At 60.5% G+C, this 18,049-nt stretch carries 12 protein-coding genes and 1 riboswitch; of the genes, 8 read left to right on the top strand and 4 right to left on the bottom strand.

Features of this window, described 5'->3' with window-relative positions:
• Nucleotides 1-208: 208 nt before the first annotated feature.
• Nucleotides 209-994: a DUF4382 domain-containing protein gene (locus HY962_07650; protein MBI5646792.1), complete on the bottom strand. Its 786-nt coding sequence runs from the start codon at nucleotides 992-994 to the stop codon at nucleotides 209-211.
• A 303-nt stretch (nucleotides 995-1,297) separates the two neighbouring features.
• Entirely contained in the window at nucleotides 1,298-2,086 is a 789-nt protein-coding gene (locus HY962_07645; GenBank protein MBI5646791.1) for a C40 family peptidase, read from the bottom strand.
• 406 nt (nucleotides 2,087-2,492) lie between these two features.
• Between HY962_07645 and HY962_07640 the strand changes: the two genes are divergently transcribed.
• On the top strand, nucleotides 2,493-4,577 hold the full coding sequence (locus tag HY962_07640) for an Omp28-related outer membrane protein (GenBank protein ID MBI5646790.1): 2,085 nt from the start codon (nucleotides 2,493-2,495) through the stop codon (nucleotides 4,575-4,577).
• Complete coding sequence (locus tag HY962_07635; protein ID MBI5646789.1) at nucleotides 4,574-5,539, top strand: glycosyltransferase family 2 protein; 966 nt, start codon at nucleotides 4,574-4,576, stop codon at nucleotides 5,537-5,539. The genes HY962_07640 and HY962_07635 overlap by 4 nt, the downstream gene beginning before the upstream one ends.
• Here the strand turns inward: HY962_07635 and HY962_07630 are convergent, their stop codons facing one another.
• Nucleotides 5,540-8,080, bottom strand: coding sequence for a DUF2339 domain-containing protein (locus tag HY962_07630; GenBank protein MBI5646788.1), 2,541 nt, complete (start codon nucleotides 8,078-8,080; stop codon nucleotides 5,540-5,542). It lies immediately after the preceding gene.
• 252 nt (nucleotides 8,081-8,332) lie between these two features.
• Here HY962_07630 and HY962_07625 point away from each other — a divergent pair, with 252 nt between their 5' ends.
• The 5 genes from HY962_07625 to HY962_07605 all read left to right on the top strand — a co-directional run bounded on the left by HY962_07625 (nucleotide 8,333) and on the right by HY962_07605 (nucleotide 14,877).
• Nucleotides 8,333-8,578, top strand: coding sequence for an RNA-binding protein (locus HY962_07625; GenBank protein ID MBI5646787.1), 246 nt, complete (start codon nucleotides 8,333-8,335; stop codon nucleotides 8,576-8,578).
• A 279-nt stretch (nucleotides 8,579-8,857) separates the two neighbouring features.
• Nucleotides 8,858-10,180 carry an HlyC/CorC family transporter gene (locus HY962_07620; protein ID MBI5646786.1) on the top strand — a complete coding sequence of 441 codons (1,323 nt, stop codon included), beginning with the start codon at nucleotides 8,858-8,860 and terminating at the stop codon, nucleotides 10,178-10,180.
• A 171-nt stretch (nucleotides 10,181-10,351) separates the two neighbouring features.
• Nucleotides 10,352-10,538: riboswitch (cobalamin riboswitch) on the top strand.
• A gap of 131 nt (nucleotides 10,539-10,669) precedes the next feature.
• Complete coding sequence (locus HY962_07615; GenBank protein MBI5646785.1) at nucleotides 10,670-12,610, top strand: TonB-dependent receptor; 1,941 nt, start codon at nucleotides 10,670-10,672, stop codon at nucleotides 12,608-12,610.
• Nucleotides 12,607-13,671: a YncE family protein gene (locus tag HY962_07610; protein ID MBI5646784.1), complete on the top strand. Its 1,065-nt coding sequence runs from the start codon at nucleotides 12,607-12,609 to the stop codon at nucleotides 13,669-13,671. Before HY962_07615 ends, HY962_07610 begins: the two co-directional genes overlap by 4 nt.
• A 93-nt stretch (nucleotides 13,672-13,764) precedes the next feature.
• Nucleotides 13,765-14,877, top strand: a complete 1,113-nt coding sequence (locus tag HY962_07605) for an alpha/beta fold hydrolase (GenBank protein ID MBI5646783.1) — start codon at nucleotides 13,765-13,767, stop codon at nucleotides 14,875-14,877.
• A 61-nt stretch (nucleotides 14,878-14,938) separates the two neighbouring features.
• Here the strand turns inward: HY962_07605 and HY962_07600 are convergent, their stop codons facing one another.
• The gene (locus HY962_07600; GenBank protein MBI5646782.1) at nucleotides 14,939-16,861 is read right to left on the bottom strand and encodes a PBP1A family penicillin-binding protein; all 1,923 of its coding nucleotides are present in this window, start codon (nucleotides 16,859-16,861) and stop codon (nucleotides 14,939-14,941) included.
• A gap of 195 nt (nucleotides 16,862-17,056) precedes the next feature.
• Between HY962_07600 and HY962_07595 the strand changes: the two genes are divergently transcribed.
• Nucleotides 17,057-18,049, top strand: a 993-nt coding sequence (locus HY962_07595; GenBank protein ID MBI5646781.1) for a hypothetical protein, incomplete at its 3' end; no start/stop codon positions are given.

Here is an 18,049-nt window from a genome sequence, read left to right as displayed (position 1 = left end):
AATCGTGCGGACCGAAAGGTACACATTCGACGCGACGTTGGGTAGCCGCCGCCGCGGCGAACTCTCCCGCCCGACAAGAACGCGTTCGAGTACGCGTTCTACACACCTCTCCCGCAACCAACACAGACACTCCGATAAGGGCGACCGGCAGGTCGCCCGGTGCAGACGCGCGGCGGTCGTGTATATGCCCCGCGACGAGCGCTGCGCACTACTTGCTCAGCGTGAACGCTCCCGCGTTTGTGGTACTGCCGGGAGTCACGATGATAAGAGGTTTGGATGCGCTGCCTGCACTTGTGTCCTCCACACGAACGGTGTAGGCGGCAGGCGGAAGGAAGGCCAGCGTGAAGGCGCCGGTGGCGGGATCGACGGGCGACGATGTCACCGGGGCGTTCAATTCGTTGAGCGCTGTCGCAACAGTGGCTGTGCCGGGATTTGTCACAATGCCGGATATTGCACCCGTCAACGGCTTGGCAACAACACGGAGCGTGGGTTTCAGTGAATAACTGTTCGGATCGTTTTTTGGTCCGCGCACAACGATCGACTGTTCCGCGTCGAAGTCGATCACCATTTCGTACGTGGAGCCCGCCTCAATATCGAATGTGTGAATGAGCTTGAGCCCGGTCTGCGCACCGCTGGGCACCGTCAAGGGATACGTCTGCCCGTCAATAACAATGTTGGCGGTGTTGATGATGAGTCGTATCTGTGTGTAGTTCCCCGGACCGAGTTCGGCGTCACCGATCACGAGTGTTTTCCCGTTGTTCCATTCCAACAGATTGACGGTGATGGGCGTGCCGCGAACAACCACCCAGTTGCCGTCGACATGCGCGGCTATCTCGGAGAACGTGATGTTCACCTGCTGTGCGTTGGCCGGAGCATCGGTGAGATACACCTTCAGTCGACCTGTGGTGGCGGGCGTTGCGGGATCGTCGGAACAGCCGAACCAGGTCGCTGCGACGGTGAGTACAAAAACTGAAACGAGCATGCGTGAGATCATGGCGGAATTCCTTCAATATGGGCGATCGATGGTGCAGAGGATCGAGGACATGGGGAAATGTCACGTGTCAACGTCTCTTGTGCAAGGACCGTACCATCGCGGGTATGCAGAAAACGCAATGGTATCAACGCGTTTTCCGGCGCTATTTCCCACATTGTCCGAAATCACGCGCCCACTGTACGAATTTCAGGACGTGAAAACACGGCACTCCAGTGTGCGTAAAAGCAAAACCGGGAGCGATCACGCTCCCGGTTCCAATCGTATCCTCGATGTCCCGCCGGTGGCGGAACCGGTAGCAGTGTCCTAGTCGGTTTGCCCCACTTCCACGTGTGCGTGTACGATGCGCTCCACGGGATAATCCTCACTCATAAAGCGTCCGCCCCAGCGGAAGCGCTCGGTGTAGTAGCCCTCGCTGATGTGCGAGTACAACACGCCGCGTCCGGTGGACGAGTGCGCAAAGACGCCGTTGCCGAGGAAGATGCCCACATGGCCGATGCGGTTAGCGCGTTTGTTACGTCCGGTGAAAAACACCATGTCACCGAACTGGAGACTGTCGGTGTCGAAAATCGGCGTGAACCGTCCGGCCTGCACGCGGCTCGAGCCCGTGAAGGCGCGCTTCAGCGTGGCACTTACGACGGCGGACGTAAAGCCGGAACAATCGATGCCACGCTTCGACGAGCCGCCATACCGATAGCGGGTGCCGAGCCAGGTGTCGATGTTCTTGACGAGATCATAGCGGAGTCCCGGATCCGAAAACGGCGACCGTGTGTCGAAGTTGTCGGGAACCGGAACAAACGGCGAGGGCTGGCCTTTGGCCTTTGCTTCGTGAAGATCTGCAATCTCGGGCAGGTATTCGCGAAGCACAGTGAGCGCTTTCAGCTTGCTGACGCGTTTGTTCGCACGCACCTTTTTGAAACGGTGCTTCTTGTGTTTCCTCGTGTGTTTCTTGTGTGCAGAGGCCGACTTTTTTGAATGAACCGCCGGCTTGTTCTCGCCCCGGGCGGGACTGGCTGCTTGACCGTTCTGGATCAAAAGTCCAGACGCGATCAGGATCGCTGCCATGATCAGGAACTTGCGAAGGAACCTTGTCATAGAGTTCTCCATTGTGAATAAAATTGTCAATGAACCGAATCCGGTTAGACTCAGGATTTTTAAAGTACGGATTCAGGCGTCCCAAGTCAAGATGTTTTGACTGTTCGACATATAAGTCCATACAATGAACAGCTTACGGCCGGGTCGCCAGACCCGTTTCAGCCGATCCGCCTCATTCCGGACCCGCTTCTCCCGAATTATCACCCCTTCCAACCTCCCGCCCTTCCCCCTCCTCACCGGCGTTTCCTTCCCACGACTTTCTACCTTCCCTCTTTCCATCTTCCCACCTTCCACCTTCCCACCTTCTACTTTCTACTTTCTACTTTCCTCCCCCTCACCAGCGTTTCCTTCCCAATCCACAAATCCGCATCTTTATATCCCATTCATTCCACTCACCGGGTCGATCATGAAAAAGCTCCTCCTCCCTGTGTTTCTTGTCCTGACCGTTTTGTCGAACGGGCAGAATTATACCACATCGGTGTCCACCGGCCTCCGGCAATTTGTTTTCGAGCTGCGCCCGAACGCGCGCCTCGCCTATCCGCCGCCAAAGGATGACGTGCTCTCGGATTGGCAGACGATCCCATTCCCGTGGAAGTTTTATGGAAAAGATGTCACCGGCTTCTATATAAGCGACAACGGCTACATCACCTTCGACAACGCTGCCACCGTCAGTGTTCCCGCGAACACCACACTCCCGCTGGCCACCGCGCCGCGCAACGCGATTTTTGCGTTCTGGGAGGATCTGCACACGGAGGCGGGATTTTCGCAGTGGTCCAACGAAGTGCGCGTGCTGGACTGGGGCACGGCACCGAATCGTGTGCTGCTGATCATGTGGGCGGGTGTTGTGCCTCCGGGCGTCACGTTCTCGTCCAGCAATACGCTCGCGTTCGGTATCGCGCTCTTCGAGGGCGGCGACTTCGACGTGATCTTCGTCGGCGGCCGGTCGACTGTGCGAATGAACGCCACTGTCGGCGCGCAGAATGCGGACGGCACGGCCGGCGTGATGCTCGACGGCAGCCCGACCTTCGGATACCCCGCCGTCACCGCCGACCCCAATGACGATATCAGCTACGCCTTTTCATACTCGAACAGCGCAACGGATCTTGCGCTCGACCAACACTTCCTGCAGCCGACAGTCAAGGCCTCAACCCCTGTCAGCATCAAGGGCGTGGTGAAAAACACAGGCACGCAGACGGTGGGCTCCTATGATCTGTCCTGGAGTGTCGATGGTGCTGCGCCGCAGACCGAAACCATCAGCGGCCTGTCTCTCGAGAGTAATCGCACCGCGACGTTTACGCACACGGTCCCTTGGACCCCCTCCGAAGCGGGACGGCTCTACCAAATCCGGATGTGGATCTCGAACGTCAATGGCGGCGCGGCGGATCTCAACCAGGCCAACGATACACTTTCCGCCTCCGTGTTCACCGTGCTCGGCAGAAGCGGTACAAAACGTGTGCTTGTGGAGGAGTTTACGGGCGCCTGGTGCGGATGGTGCCCCGACGGCGGATTGCAGATGGCCACCATCGAGGCGCAGATTCCCGAGGCGGTGTTGATGGCCATCCATGCGGGCGGCACCGATTCGATGATTGTGGACGAAGGGGCAGCGCTGTCGTCGTTTTTCAAACCCTCGTATCCGCAGGCGATGATCGACCGCACGATGTTTCCGGGTCAGACGACGGTGCCGATCAACCGTTCGAACTCCGCCTGGCTGAATCGTGCGCTGCAGCAGGCGCAGCTCGAAACGCCGGTGGATATTGTGGTCACGCCATCGTACGACAATACGACGCGGCTGCTCACCGCGAAGGTGCGCGTGAATTTCATCGATTATCTGCCGCCCGATCCGTACCGCCTGAATGTGGTGGTGGTGGAGGATCGTGTGACCGGGGCGGGACGCGGCTACGATCAGTCCAACTACTACTCCGGCAACGCAAGCTACCCGAATCACCCCTATTACGGAGAATCGAATCCGATTCTCGGTTTTGTACACCGGCATGTGCCGCGCGCTTTTCTCACCGGCACCTGGGGCGAGGATCTTCCCACATCCGTGCCCGCCGGAGACTATCACGAACGCCTGTTCTCCTTCACGCTGCCCGAACATGTGAAGACGGGCGATGTCGAAATTGTGGCCTTTGTGACACGGCACGGCGTCGACCTGCCGCAGCGGAGCGTCGTAAACGCGGGACACGCGCCGCTTATGCCGGCCGATGTCGAAACCATCATCCCCGCGCGCCTCAACATCGGAGCACCGTATCCGAATCCGGCGGCGTCGAGCGCGGTTCTCCGCGTCGAACTGCCCGCGTCCGAATCGCTTCGCGTCGACGTTGTTGATGCGCTTGGCCGCGTGGTGCTGACCGCCTGCGATGCGCGTTTCTCCGCGGGTGGACATGTCATCACCGTCCCGGTGCACACGCTGGCACCCGGCTCGTATCAGCTCCGTGCAACGGCGGGCGGTACCATCGCCGCGCGGACGCTGCTTATCACAGGACGATGACGGGATCGCCATCCCTCCTGCTTGTCCTTGTTGCCTACGGAGGCGACACGCGCGCGCGCAACACCGCGCTCGAGCTGCTCGCACACGCCGAAGCCGACGGTCTCGAGGCGCGGGCGGTGGTGGTGGACAACTTCGAGCGGTATTCTCATGACGACAAACAACGCATCCGGGCGGAGTGGATCGCGGCGCCCGCGTCTGCACTTTGTGTGGATCTGATCCCCGGAGCAACGCCGCCCGCCATCCCACCCGACGCGCGTTTTTCCTACTATTTCACCAACGAGAATCTCGGCTACGCTCGCGGCAATAATCTCGGATTCCGCCTCGGCGGCGGCGCAGCCGTGCCCTACCTCCTCATCGCCACACCGGATGTCCATCTTGAAACCCGCGGCGGCTTGCGACGGCTCGTCGAAACGCTCGATGCGCATCCCGAGGCGGGCTGCGTCGGTCCACGCGTGCTCGACAGCCGCGGCGTGCCGCAGGGTCCGTACCGCTTTCAGGGAGCGGGGCGGCGCTACGGTTCTTTGCTCTGGGCGCCTCTCACCTATATACGCCGGCGCCGATATTTTGCGGATGAAATCATGCACGGGATCGAACACGGTCCCGTGTACCGGATCATGGGCTGTTGTATGCTTTTCCGATCCGTCGATTTTGCCGGTGTCGGAGGATTCGACGCGGGCACCTTCCTGTACGCGGAAGAGGCCATCATGGCCGAGCGCCTCAGGTCGCAGAAAAAATCCGTGTACTTCGATGCAGCCGTTGTTGTGCGTCACGAGGCGGGTGAAACAATCTCAACGCTTCACGACAATGCGCGCCGCCTGCGCATGCGTTTTGAGAGCGACATGTACTATTACCGCACGTATCGACGGGCCGGACCTCTCTCACGCGCCTGGGCGCGTCTGGGTCTTTTTGTTTTCCTCCGTATCTGGACGCCCCTCGCGCGTCACCTGAGAACGCAGGTGTAGTCAGCTCGCCTCTTCCACCTTCTCTTTTCCCTCTTCCCTCTTCTCACTTCGTGCTTCCTCCTCGCCGAAGATCACGTCCTTGTATCTCTGAAACAGGAACGACACGAGCAGCAGAATCAGACCGAGGGCCGCGAACGAGATGATACGGTAGAGTGTCTCGAGATAGGATAGATCGTAGATGAAGATCTTGAGTATGGAGATGCCGAAGAGGACAAACGCGACCACACGCATCACGCGCCGGCCTCGGAGCAGTCCGAACGTCATGAGCACAATCGAAAAGAACAGCCACACGCCCGAGAGCGAAAGCTGCTTCTCGTTCCCCAGTTGCTCGATCATCCGTGTCACCTCCGCGCCGGGACCCTGCGCCGCCAGCGTGAAAAGCCGGAGTTCAAAGAAGTCGCGCACTTCGGCCGTGATAAGTGTGAGGAGCAGCAGCACAAAAACAACGCGCAGACTGGTGTGTGTCTGTTCGATCCAGCGCGCACGATCGGCGGCGGGAAGCAGACGCGGCAGTGCCGCGACAGCCAGGAGCACCACGAGCATGGCTGCGAGCCGGGGATTAAAGAGCGGTGTGTGCCAGGAAACAGGATCGTAGGCGATGCCGCGGGTGAATGCAATACACAGCGACAGAACCATCGCGATGAGACCCGCATGAAGAAGCTGCGGTGCTCGCGCGTACCGCGCGGCCGCGGCGTAGAGCACTGCCAGTACCGCCCACAGCGCTGCGATGCTCACCGTGAGCTGGTAGGCAATGCCCTGTATCATCGCCCACTCCCTCGCTTCCATGTAGGAACGGAAGAGATCCGACAGTTCGGAAGTGAGCAGTAGAAATACCACCAGACTGAAGCCGTAGAGCATGGCCGGAGCCGCATGGCGCGACGCCTTCTCGGGCGACTGTCTCCAGCCGAGATACGAGAGGCAGAGTGCTGCCGCCAGCGCGGTGAAGGCCATGGTCCGCTCGTTGATAAGGAACGTGTACTTCGGCATATCGGTCCAGATCATGCTGCCATTTGTGCCGAGCAGAGTGAAGAACGCAACCGCGTATAGCGCGAGTCCGCCCACCCACAGGTGGCGCCGCTGAAAGCGCAGACCTATCCATGTCAAAGCCCATGCCTCGACAGACCATGCGGTGATGAGGCGGAACGAATCGAACTGTGTTCCCGTCGCGAGGACGATAAACGCTGCGCCCGTGACGAGGATGCGCGCATGTGTGTCCGCCTGTTCCGGCACCCTCTCGCGCACCGCAAAAAACGCGGCGAGATAACAGAGTCCCGCCAGAAGTAATGCAAGACCGCTCCATGCATCATACGTGGTGCTTGTCAGTGTATGAAGCAGGGCCGCAAAGAATCCGGCGTTGGTTGCAGCGATGAAATGCCGAATGGGCGTGTCCTTTGTAGGCGGACGTGTTGCGGTGACGGTTTCCATGACAAAGAACAGTCCCCAGAACAGCACGAGGAAAAACAGTGTCGCTCCGAAGTCCGGATGTGTGTAATACGTGTCGTACCACGCGATGTAGGTCAGATATGTCGCGAGCAGCGAAATCGGCTCGAGCACGATCCACGCGTCCTTGCGCAGCAGCACGGCTATGACACCCGCGTTGAGGAGCGCGATGTAGGTGAAGAGCCCCACTTCGTTGGCAACACCCGTGTTCAGCATCACCGGTGTCAGGAAGCCGCCCGCGAGTCCGAGCAGCGAGACGGCCAGCGAATCGTAGTGTACGGCCAGATACAATGTCAGCGCTGTGACGAGCGACATGAGCACGAAGGCGCCGATTTGCGGAACGAGATGATAGAAGTTGAAGGATGCGTACACCGAGAGGTAGAGAATCGCTATACCCGATCCGAGCAGTCCCTGCGCAAACACCTGGTACCCGCGTTTCTCGAAGCGCCAGCCTGCGGCGAGCAGGCCGAGTCCGGCCGCACCACCCAGCAGTACACGCACGGTTTCCGATATCCAGTTCCGGTCGAAAGCGTAGTTGAGGAAGAATCCCACCGCGATAATAAGGGCCACCGCGCCGATGCGGTTCAGCCAGCGACCGCCTATCAGCGACTCCCACTCGGCCTTGGTTTTTGCAGGAGCGGGCGCGGCTTTGGGCGGACGGGTCGGCAGCGGCGCCTTGTCGACGCGGGGCGGAGGCCGCAATCCGGCCGGCGCTGTTGGCGGCGCGCCCTCTGGTGTTGCCGCAGGCGTTGTCGACGGCGATTCTGCCGGGACTGCCGGCTGCGCCGCTGCCGTCGAAACCGCCTCGCTGCGTGTTGCGTCAACGGAGATCGTCGGAGATGCCGTTGTCCCGGCGGCCGCTGCCGTGGCGGACGCGGGAATATCAGACACCACCATCTTTTTCTCTGTCGCGGCGGGCGCAGCACTGCCTGCGCTTCCGGCCTGCAACGCGTCAAGCCGGGCACGCAGCTCGTCCAGGCGTGTTTCTGCGTGTTTCATGCGTGTGCCGACCTGACTGACCTTGACGATGAGTATGATCAGCACGACCAACGGGCTCAGCAATAACAGGCCGAGCAGAAACGCAATGGCGATGTCATCCATGGGAAAACAGATCCGGCATATGGGGAAACGTGTGCGCCAACCTACGGCGATAAACGGCCAAATCAAACTGCGTGCGCCTGAGCGGTGCAAACACGCGCCGGATTCCCGCGTATTCCGCCCAATTTCGCCATACACAATTATATTTTCGCAAAACGTTGAAATACCTTGTTTCCCGGTGGGAATAAGTGCACTATGTGATGCTGGGTGTTCACGGTGAACACTCGCACCCGCATTTTTAGACCAAAGGACTCAATGAACATCTACGTTGGCAATCTGTCACGCGATCTCACCGAAGCCGCACTGCGTTCCGCTTTTGAGGAATACGGTACGGTGGACTCTGCCGCCATCATCAAAGACCGTATAAGCGGCGAATCCAAAGGCTTCGGCTTTGTCGAGATGCATGACGGAAGCCAGGCCAGGGCGGCGATCTCGAACCTTCACGGGAAGACGCTCCAGGGCCGCACCATGACGGTGAACGAAGCGCGTCCCCGCGCATAACGTTTTCTCGGCTTCAAGGGGCGCACCCTTCGCAGATTGCGCGCGCTCCTCGCTCTCTTTCCACTCGGGCCGGCCATCACTACCGTGATGTGCCGGCCCGGTGCATTGTACGGCTTTCCTCTCCCGCGCATTTTGGTGGAAGGTTCTTTTTTCGAATTCCGGTACATTTGCCTCTTGCATGGTACCATCCCTATTATCGGGCGGCCGAATCCTTCAACACCGCGCATCCGAAGCGGTCCCGCAATCGCGCAAAGGACCACGCCGCCGATTCGATGAACTATGATTCTTGACATCCTGATAACCATTCTGCTCGTCTCCGCAAACGGCTTCTTTGTTGCGGCCGAGTTTGCCATTGTCAAGGTCCGGAATTCGCAGCTCGAGGTGAAGGCGCAAACGGGCAATCGTTTCGCCGTCCTGGGGAAACACATCGTCTCGCATCTCGACGGGTATCTGGCCGCCACACAGCTCGGCATCACGCTGGCGAGTCTCGGCCTGGGATGGATCGGCGAGTCGGTTGTCTCGAACATCATTCTCGATCTCATGGGTCTCGTGGGAATGACGATTCACCCCGACACCGCGCACGCCATCGCGTTGCCGTTCGCCTTTTTTACAATCACGGTGCTGCATATCGTCTTTGGTGAACTCGCTCCAAAATCCATCGCGATCCAACGGTCCGAAATGACGACGCTCGCCGTGGTCTATCCCCTGCACTTCTTCTATGTGCTGTTCCGTCCCTTGATTTGGCTGCTCAACGGCCTCGCAAATGTGCTGCTCGGCGTCTTCGGCATCAGGCCTCTGCACGGATCCGAAGTGCACAGCAGCGACGAATTGAAATTCCTCGTGCAGCAGGGCAACGAGAGCGGCATGATCGAATCGGAAAACTACACGATCATCCGCAATGCGTTTGATTTCTCCGAACGGACGGTCAGGCAGATCATGATTCCCCGTTCGCGCGTGGTGGCCATCGACCTCAACAGTTTCGACGAGGCCTCGCTCGAATCGGTGATCGCGGAGCGCTACTCGCGCATCCCGTGTTACGAGGGCAATCACGACAATATCGTCGGAGTGATGCACCTGAAGGATCTGCTCATCTTTCTGCGCACGGATCCCTTCACCGATATCCGCGAGGTTGTGCGGCCGGTGATGTTTGTACCCGAAACAAAACGGATCGGGGAATTGCTGAAGGATTTCCAGGTGAAACGTGAACAGCTCGCAGTGGTGGTGAGCGAATTCGGCGGCACACAGGGCATCATCACCATGGAAGACATCCTCGAGGAAATCGTCGGCGAAATTCAGGATGAACACGATTTCGAATCGAAGGCGGTTGAGCGCATCGACGAGAAGACGTTCACGATTCACGCCTCGACGTCGCTTAACGACCTGAACAAGGAACTGCCCCATCCTCTCCTCAAGGAAGGCCAGTACGAATCGCTGGCGGGATATCTCCTGCACAAACTCGGCCGCGTCCCCATGACAAACGACACGGTGGTAGCCGACGGGTACACGTTCACCATCACGAAGATGAACCGCAGCGCCATCATTCTCGTGCGCGTTGTCAGTCAGCACGACGATGCGGAGTCCGGCAGCGACGACGACGAATAGACGAACATCTCCCTCACGGCTGCAGCTCCCTCACGGCATACCTGAACATCGCACGGACGCAACGACACGGCCCTGTCGCTCGATGAATCCCTCACATTGATCGTACGCGGTTCCGCAGCGCACATTTGCCTTTGTCCCTCCGAGCGCGTACGTTCGTTCTGCGTTCTTGTTCTTTTCCATCGCCGCCATGGTTCCCCCCGCCGGGGGATGAAACCGGGAATGCCGTGAAAATCGGCAACTGCCCCGCAACTGTAAGCAGTAGAGAGGCAGCGCACATGCCACTGGGTCGCACCGGGAAGGCGCGCTGCCACGCGAGTCGCTGCAAGTCAGGAGACCTGCCATGGCGCTTCACACAGGGCCTTCGCGGGTGAGGACTGGTGAGACCGATCTGCACATGTGTGCACGATTAGTCGTCCCCACCCCCGTCGCATTGTATGCGCGGGGATTTTTGTTGCCGCTTCCCCGAGCGATGGCCCGCATACACAGCCAATGCTCCGTCGCTTCGCCATATTCATGTTCCTCTGCCTCGCGCTGGGCCCGTCGGTCCTCGCGGGAGGACCGGACGACTCGCTCCTGTTTTTCCTGGGACGGGAAGTGGTGGTCACGGCCACGCGTCTCCCGCTCGCGGCGGCCGGCGCACCTTCGGCCGTCGAACGCTACGACCGCGCGGAGATGAACGCGCTGCCGGCAACGACCCTCGCCGATGTGCTGGAATCCACACCGGGCGCCCAGTTGCGCTCCTACGGGAACGGGCTCCGGATGCTCTCTTTCCGCGGACTCGGACCGGAGTACACCGTGGTGTATTACAATGGCGTGCGGCTGAACGACGCGCAGAACGGCACGGTGGACTTGGGCCGCCTTCCACTTCTTGGCCTGGACCGGCTCGAGGTGGCTGCCGGCGGATACGGCGCGTTGTACGGATCCGATGCGCTGGGCGGTGTGGTGAACATCAGCAGCGGCTCCGCCGCCGCGCCGCGCGTCTCGCTGCGCGCGGGCGGAGGATCCTTCGGGTGGACCGCCGCATCCCTGAGCGGCCGCACCGATATCGGCCCGCTGCGTCTCGCACTTGCGGGCAGCGCCGAGCATGCGCGCAATAACTTCCCCTTCACTTCAGCGCACGAACCCGCGGGCGAGTTCACACGCGCGAATGCCGACTATACGCGCCGCCTGTTGACCGCCGATGCCGACTACGTCGCGCCCTCCGCGCGTCTCTCGCTCCATGCGCGGGTAAGCGACAACGACGCCGGCGCCCCGGGCGCCTTCCTCACCACCACGCCCGCGCAGGCACGGCAGCGGGACCTCGACGCTTCGGTGACACTGCAGGCCGCGTTCGAGATGTCACAGGAAACGGTCATCCGTTTTGCGCCCGGTTTCACCCGCAATTCGCAGCACTACGTCGATCCCGCGGTGCAATTCGGCGGCCGCGCAATCGACAGCAAATACGAGAACACCGCCACATCACTTTCTGCGTCGGTACAGCACGAAAGCGGACCGTCGCTCCGTTTCCTCGCGGGCTTCGATCTTGTGGCCGCGCAGCTTCGATCCCTTGATGTGCGCGGAGTGCCTTCACGCAGCGCCGCCGGAGCTTTTGCGAGCGCCGAGGTCCTGCTGCCCTCCCTGCCTTCGCTGCGGCTGTTCCCTTCACTCCGGTACGACGTTCTTGCCGACTCTCCGGGTCCGCGCCGCCTCTCCGTATGGTCGCCCGGTCTCGGCGCCAATCTCGCGCTCGACGGCGAGCGGCTTTTTCTGCGCGCACGTTACTCGCGCGGCTTCCGCGCCCCGACCTTTAATCAGCGGTATTGGCTGCAGGGCGGCAATCCCGATCTGCGCCCCGAATTTTCTGCGGCCTACGATGCAGGCCTCGGGGCCTCCGTGCTGGACCGCGTGCTGCATGTCGAGGCGTCCTATTTCCTGCACGACATCACCGACAAAATCGTCTGGATGCCGGGTGCCGGTGTGTTCTGGTCGCCGAAGAACATACAGCACGTGCTCTCGCGTGGATTCGAGCTGCGCATGCACGGCATGGTTCCCGGCGGGCTCTTCCGATATCGCGCGCATGCGCAGATCCTCTCGACAAAAAAGATGAACCGGTCCTTTATCGGTGATGCGACCGAAGGCCGCGAGCTTCCCTACACGCCCGCGTATTCGGGCGGTGCGGCGTTCGAAGGTGCTTTCGGCGGCCTGGGTCTCGCAGTGACGCTGCATGTGGTTGGTCCGCGCTACACGCTCGAAACCAACGCCCCGGAATCGCGCCTCGAATCCACCGCCACGCTGGACGCGGCGGCATCGTATGCGTTTACACTCTCCCCTGCGCGCCTCATTGTCAAGACCGAGGTGCTGAACCTGCTCGACGCGCAGTACCAGTTGGTTGCCTTCTATCCCATGCCACCGCGCGCCTTCCGTCTCACACTTTCACTGGATATTCCATGATACGATTCTTCGGATCCCCGCTACTCCGTGTTTTGCCTTCACTGCTTCTTTCGCTGTTGATCCTCGGCTGCTCCGACGACGAAAGCACGGCGCCGCCGCAGCCGGACGTGAAGGTGAAAGGCGTACTCGTGCTCAATGAGGGAAACTTTCAGCGCGGGAACGCCTCGCTGAGTCTGTTCAATCCCGATTCCGGCACGGTGCGGAACGATTATTTCAAGGCGCTTACCGGGAAGGACCTCGGAGACACGGGCAATTCGCTCACGGTACACAACGGCATGTTGTATCTGGTGGTGAACGGATCCAACAAGGTCGAAGTGCTGAATCTCAACACCGGAGCGCTGGCCAAAACCATCACCTCGCCGCTCGTGGCGAGTCCTCGCCACATCGTGTTGGGAAACGACGGCTGGGGGTACATCACGAACCTGTACAGCAACAGCGTTTCGCTGTACGACATGGTGTCGAACCTTGTGGTGCGCAACATCGGTGTGGGGAAAAATCCGGAGGGGATGCTGCTGCACGGCAACCGCCTTTTTGTCGCGAATAGCGGTTTTGGCGCCGACAACACCGTGTCGGTGGTAGCGCTGCCATCCGACTCGATCCGGGCGGTTATTCCCGTGGGCGACTATCCCGTCCATATTGCACGGCTGGGCGCGGCCACCGCGGTGGTGCTGTGCACGGGTGCGTACAACGACTTCAACGATCCAAATGACGACACGCCCGGGAAGCTCTTTTTTCTCGACCTGGAACGTATGAGTGTCACCGACAGTGTGACGCTCGGCGGGCACCCGCAGCGCATCGCCCTCGACGACGCGGGGTATCTCTACACCGTTCAAAGTGCGGGCATCCAGCGTGTGAATCTCGCCACGAAAGCGGTGACCGATGCCTTCATTCCCGGCACGTTCTACTCGCTTGCCTTCGATGCCCGGCGCCGCGTCCTCTACGCGACCGATCCTCTCGATTTTGTGCAGCCGGGCAAGCTGCTCGTGTACGACCTGAGCGGCAGCAAAAAATCGGAGCATGCTGTCGGAATCATTCCCGGCCACATCGTGATCGTGGATTGACATGGCGTTGTGATTCCGCCCGCCTATCCATATCACCCGGAACCGATTCCCTCGCGCGACTTCATGCCGTGTGCGGCTCGCCCGGATACATCCGTGACACGATTCCGTGCCTGGTTCTCCTGCTTCATCTCACTCGCCTTCCTTCTCACAATGATCCCAGCGTCCGAAGCCCAAACCGACTCGTCCGCCTCCGTGCCGCTGGAGGAGGAGATCGTATTTTCCGCGGATGGTGTGACTCTTGCGGGCACGATCACGCTGCCCGGAACAGGCACTCCGCGTTGCGCCTGTGTGATGCTCACCGGAAGCGGAGCACAGTCCCGCGACAATACGATAGGCGGCTTCGCGACCTTCCGTGTGCTTGCGCACGCACTGGCGCTCGACGGCATTGCGACACTCCGCTTGGATGACCGCGGCGTGGGGGGCTCGCAGGGAAAAATGAGTGATGCGACTCTCGAGACGTTTGCCTCGGACGCGCTCGTGGCGCGGTCGCTGCTCGCCGCGCGTTTCCCCGGTGTGCCGACCGGCATACTCGGACACAGTGAAGGCGGCGCGGTGGCGCTGCTCGCGGCAGCCCGCGATCCGGGTGTGCCGTTTCTGATTCTGCTGGCCGGACCGATAGCGCCCGTCCGGGAAAATGTCCTCGCGCAGACCGAGTTGATTCACCGTGCAAACGGTCTGCCAGAAACACAGATTGCACGCGAAGTGTCCCTGCTTCGGCGCATTTTCGAAACGCTCGCCGCCGGCCTGCCCTTTGAAGTCGTGCGGCCGGATTTCCGTGTGAAGGCGGCCGCGGATATCGCCGAAATGCCCGCCGCAATGAGGCGCGCCCTCACCGATGTTGATGCACATGCCGATCTGTTGTTCACGCAACAGAAGTCCATGATGGACACGCCCTGGTTCCGCTCGCTCGCGGCCTTTGATCCCTCGCGCCTGCTCCCGTTGGTATCGTGCCCTCTCCTCGCGCTCTTCGGCGACCGCGATCTGCAGGTGCCCGCCGTTCTCAACGCGCCGCTGCTCACCCATGCCGCCGCCCTCTGCGCGGATTCCCGCACCTCGGTGCGCACGCTGCCCTCTGCCAACCACCTCTTCCAGCGGGCGCGCAGCGGCGCACCGTCAGAATATCGGACTCTGAAATCCGAATTTGTGGACGGTCTGAGCGGGGAGCTTGTCCGCTGGCTCGATCAATTCATCACGCCCGCCGACTGACTGCGACAATCCGTACGTGGTCACGCGGATATCGCGCGGCGCGGATTTTTTCCCGGAATGGTCAATCGTGTATGTGACAGACGTTCGGCGGGCGCATGCCGTCGATGGGTGTGAGGACGCGGTGAGGGCAGTCCTCCACCGCAAGTTCTCCGCTATCGACGCACAGATCGATGTAGGAGATTGTTGACGGTTTCCGGAATTGTGTCGCTGTGCCGTAGCGGCTCTGTTTCTGCAGTTCGGCCATGAAGCGTGCCCAGACCGGCGCACAGGCGCTGCCGCCATACCTGTATTCGCCTGTCAGAACTCGCGCGGGGTTGTCGAAACCGATCCATACAGCAGTGCTGAGCACGGGAGTGTACCCGACAAACCACGCATCAGCCGAACGCTGCGTTGTGCCGGTTTTGCCGGCGGCGGGTCCGCGATACTGCGCCCGTATCGAGGAGGCGGTCCCGCTGTCGACGGCGGCTTCCAGCGCATCGGTCACCAGAAATGCCGTAGCCGAATCGAGTACCATGGCGGTGTCCGGTTTTGCCGAGTAGAGGAGGCGTCCGTTTTTGTCGCTGATCGAGACCACGGCGTACGGTCGCGCGCGTGTTCCGAAGGATGCGAAGGTGGCCATCGACGCGGCCATTTCCAGAGGCGACACCTCGGCTGTGCCAAGCGCGATGGATGGATATTGGTGCAGTGTCGAGGTGATGCCGCAGCGTTGCGCAAACGCGGCCACCGCGGCTGGTGTCGTGAGTTCCGTCGCCGCGCGCGCCGCCACGAGATTCAACGAACGGCGCACGGCGTAGCGCAGCGGTACAACGGCGCCTGTGTATGTACCGTCGTCGTTTTCGGGTCGCCATTCCCACGCCGTTCCGCTGTCGGTCACGACGGGGGCGTCGAGAATGGGTGTCGCAAGTGTATGGCCGGCTTCGAGCACCGCGCCGTACAGAAAGGGTTTGAAGGAAGAGCCCGGCTGCCGGCGGATCTGTGCGGCACGATTGAGTCCGGCCGGATTCGCCGTCGGATTACCGCCGATCATCACACGAATCGCCCCTGTGGCCGCCTCGACGCTCGCGATACCGGCCTGCGCCTCGCGCATGGCCTTCGGGAATTGGTCCCATTGTGCCGCAAGTGCGCGCTCTGCTGCCTGCTGCGCCATGAAATCGATTGTGCTGGTGATACGGTAATCTTCGCTCTGCAACGAGCGTCCCATCGACGCGAGAATGTCCGCCGCCTCGCGCCGGATAAATTCGACGGCCTGACGACCCCGATTGTCGCGCAGAGCGAGACCGAGCGGGGTGCGCCGCACCCGCTCGTATTCGGACGCAGTCAGTTTCTGCGTCTCGACGAGATTGTGTAACACCTCGTTGCGTCGTCGTAACGCCTTGTCCGCATGGCGCGACGGATCGTATGCCGAGGGCGCCTGAAGCAAGCCCACGATCATGGCGCTCTCGCTCAGTGTGAGCTTGTCGGGGGCCTTCCCGAAGTACTCGTGCGCGGCGGCCCAGATCCCGTGTGCCCCGCGGCCGAAGTACACGGTGTTGAGGTACAGGACGAGTATCTGCTGCTTCGAATATTTCTTCTCGATATCACGCGCGAGGTCGATCTCGGCGAGTTTCCTCGACAGCGTTTTCTCCTTCGTCAAAAAGAGATTCCGCGCGAGCTGCATGGTGATCGTGCTCCCGCCTTGCGTCTTCCCGGTGAGCGTGTTGAGGATCGCGCGGCCGAGGCCCGACAGCGACACGCCGTCGTGTTCGTAGAAATCCCGGTCTTCTGTCGCGATCAACGCGTCGACCACGTGCCGTGAGACATGCGCGAGCGACAGAACTTCCACGCGGTGCTCTTCGCCGATGTACCCGAGCACCTGCCCGTCCGCGCTGAATATACAGGGCGAGTACTTCAACACGATGGGCGGCAGCGCCTGCGCGGAGGCATCGATACTGCTCAACAGCAGAACGAGTAACACATAACCCTGTATTCCAAAACCGCGACGCATAGTACATGCCAATCTACACGCATCCGCGCACGGGCGCAACGTCTCGCCGCGGTCGTATCACTCCGACCACACCTTTCCACCCTCGAAAATGTGTATGGACTTGTATACGTCCAACATCATTGCGACCCTCCCATGCAACTCGTATTTTTCATATTCGATTTTGGGCGCTACTGACCTCTGATCGTGGGACAACCTATGCGTACTTCCTCCACACTCCGTGATGGCTTTGTGTTTGTGCTTCTCCTCTCGGGAATGCTTGTGGCGCAGCAGCGCCCGGATCCGGAACATCCTGTGATGTCGGTGTACTCCCCGTTTGCAAGCATGGTCGACGCGTTGCAGGCGGATCCGCAGCAACCTACGGAGATGCATCATATCTGCCCGATCTACCAGTACTTCGATACCACCGCAACACGAATCACCTTCCAGCAAAATGTTCCCACATCGCGCTTTGCGTTCAGATACACCCCGCCGGGCGTCAGCACGGTGGCTCCTCCTTGCACGGTGTGGACGGTCTATGCGGAGTTCACGCTGAATGGCGCAAGTTCCTCGGCCCGTGATACGATTCAGTTTTTCATCAAGGAAGTGTCCGCTCCGTATAACCAGCTCTATACAACGTACATCCTGGCCCGGCCTGGAGTGAACAACGGCTATATCGAAATCGACCCGCCCCCGGTCTCACCTTCGGACCCCAAACCGATCATGCAGCAGCCGAAACGCGACCTGTACATCGGCTATTACATCCGGGGTGATGCAACACATACGGTCGACTGGACTTTTGCGACACCCTCGAATTTTACCTCCCCGGTTCGCTCTGTTGCGTTTACATCGAACACCGCGTTTACGGCGGCTTCCAATGTTGTCGGACAATCCGTCGACTGGATCGCGAGCGCGCGTGTCTGTTGCAACTTCAACGCGCCGGTGGAACTTTCGGTGTTTCGCGGTGAACGTGTCGGCGGCAAGGTCGATCTTGCTTGGAAAACCGAGGCCGAAACGAACAACTTCGGTTTCGAGGTGCAACGCGCCTGGTCGGCCGACGGTCCCTGGGAAACACGCGGGACGGTGGCAGGACACGGCACGACCATGCAGCCGCGCTGGTATTCGTTTTCCGACAAACTCCTCGATTCCGATATTCCCGCCGGCGCAGAATCGGCGCTGTACCGGCTCCGGCAAACCGACTTCGACGGCACT

The organism is Ignavibacteriota bacterium, from assembly GCA_016218045.1.
Taxonomy (GTDB): Bacteria; Bacteroidota; Ignavibacteria; order SZUA-365; family SZUA-365; genus JACRFB01.
Note: the sequence above shows the minus strand (reverse complement) of the source record. Positions and strands in the feature narration are given on the sequence as shown.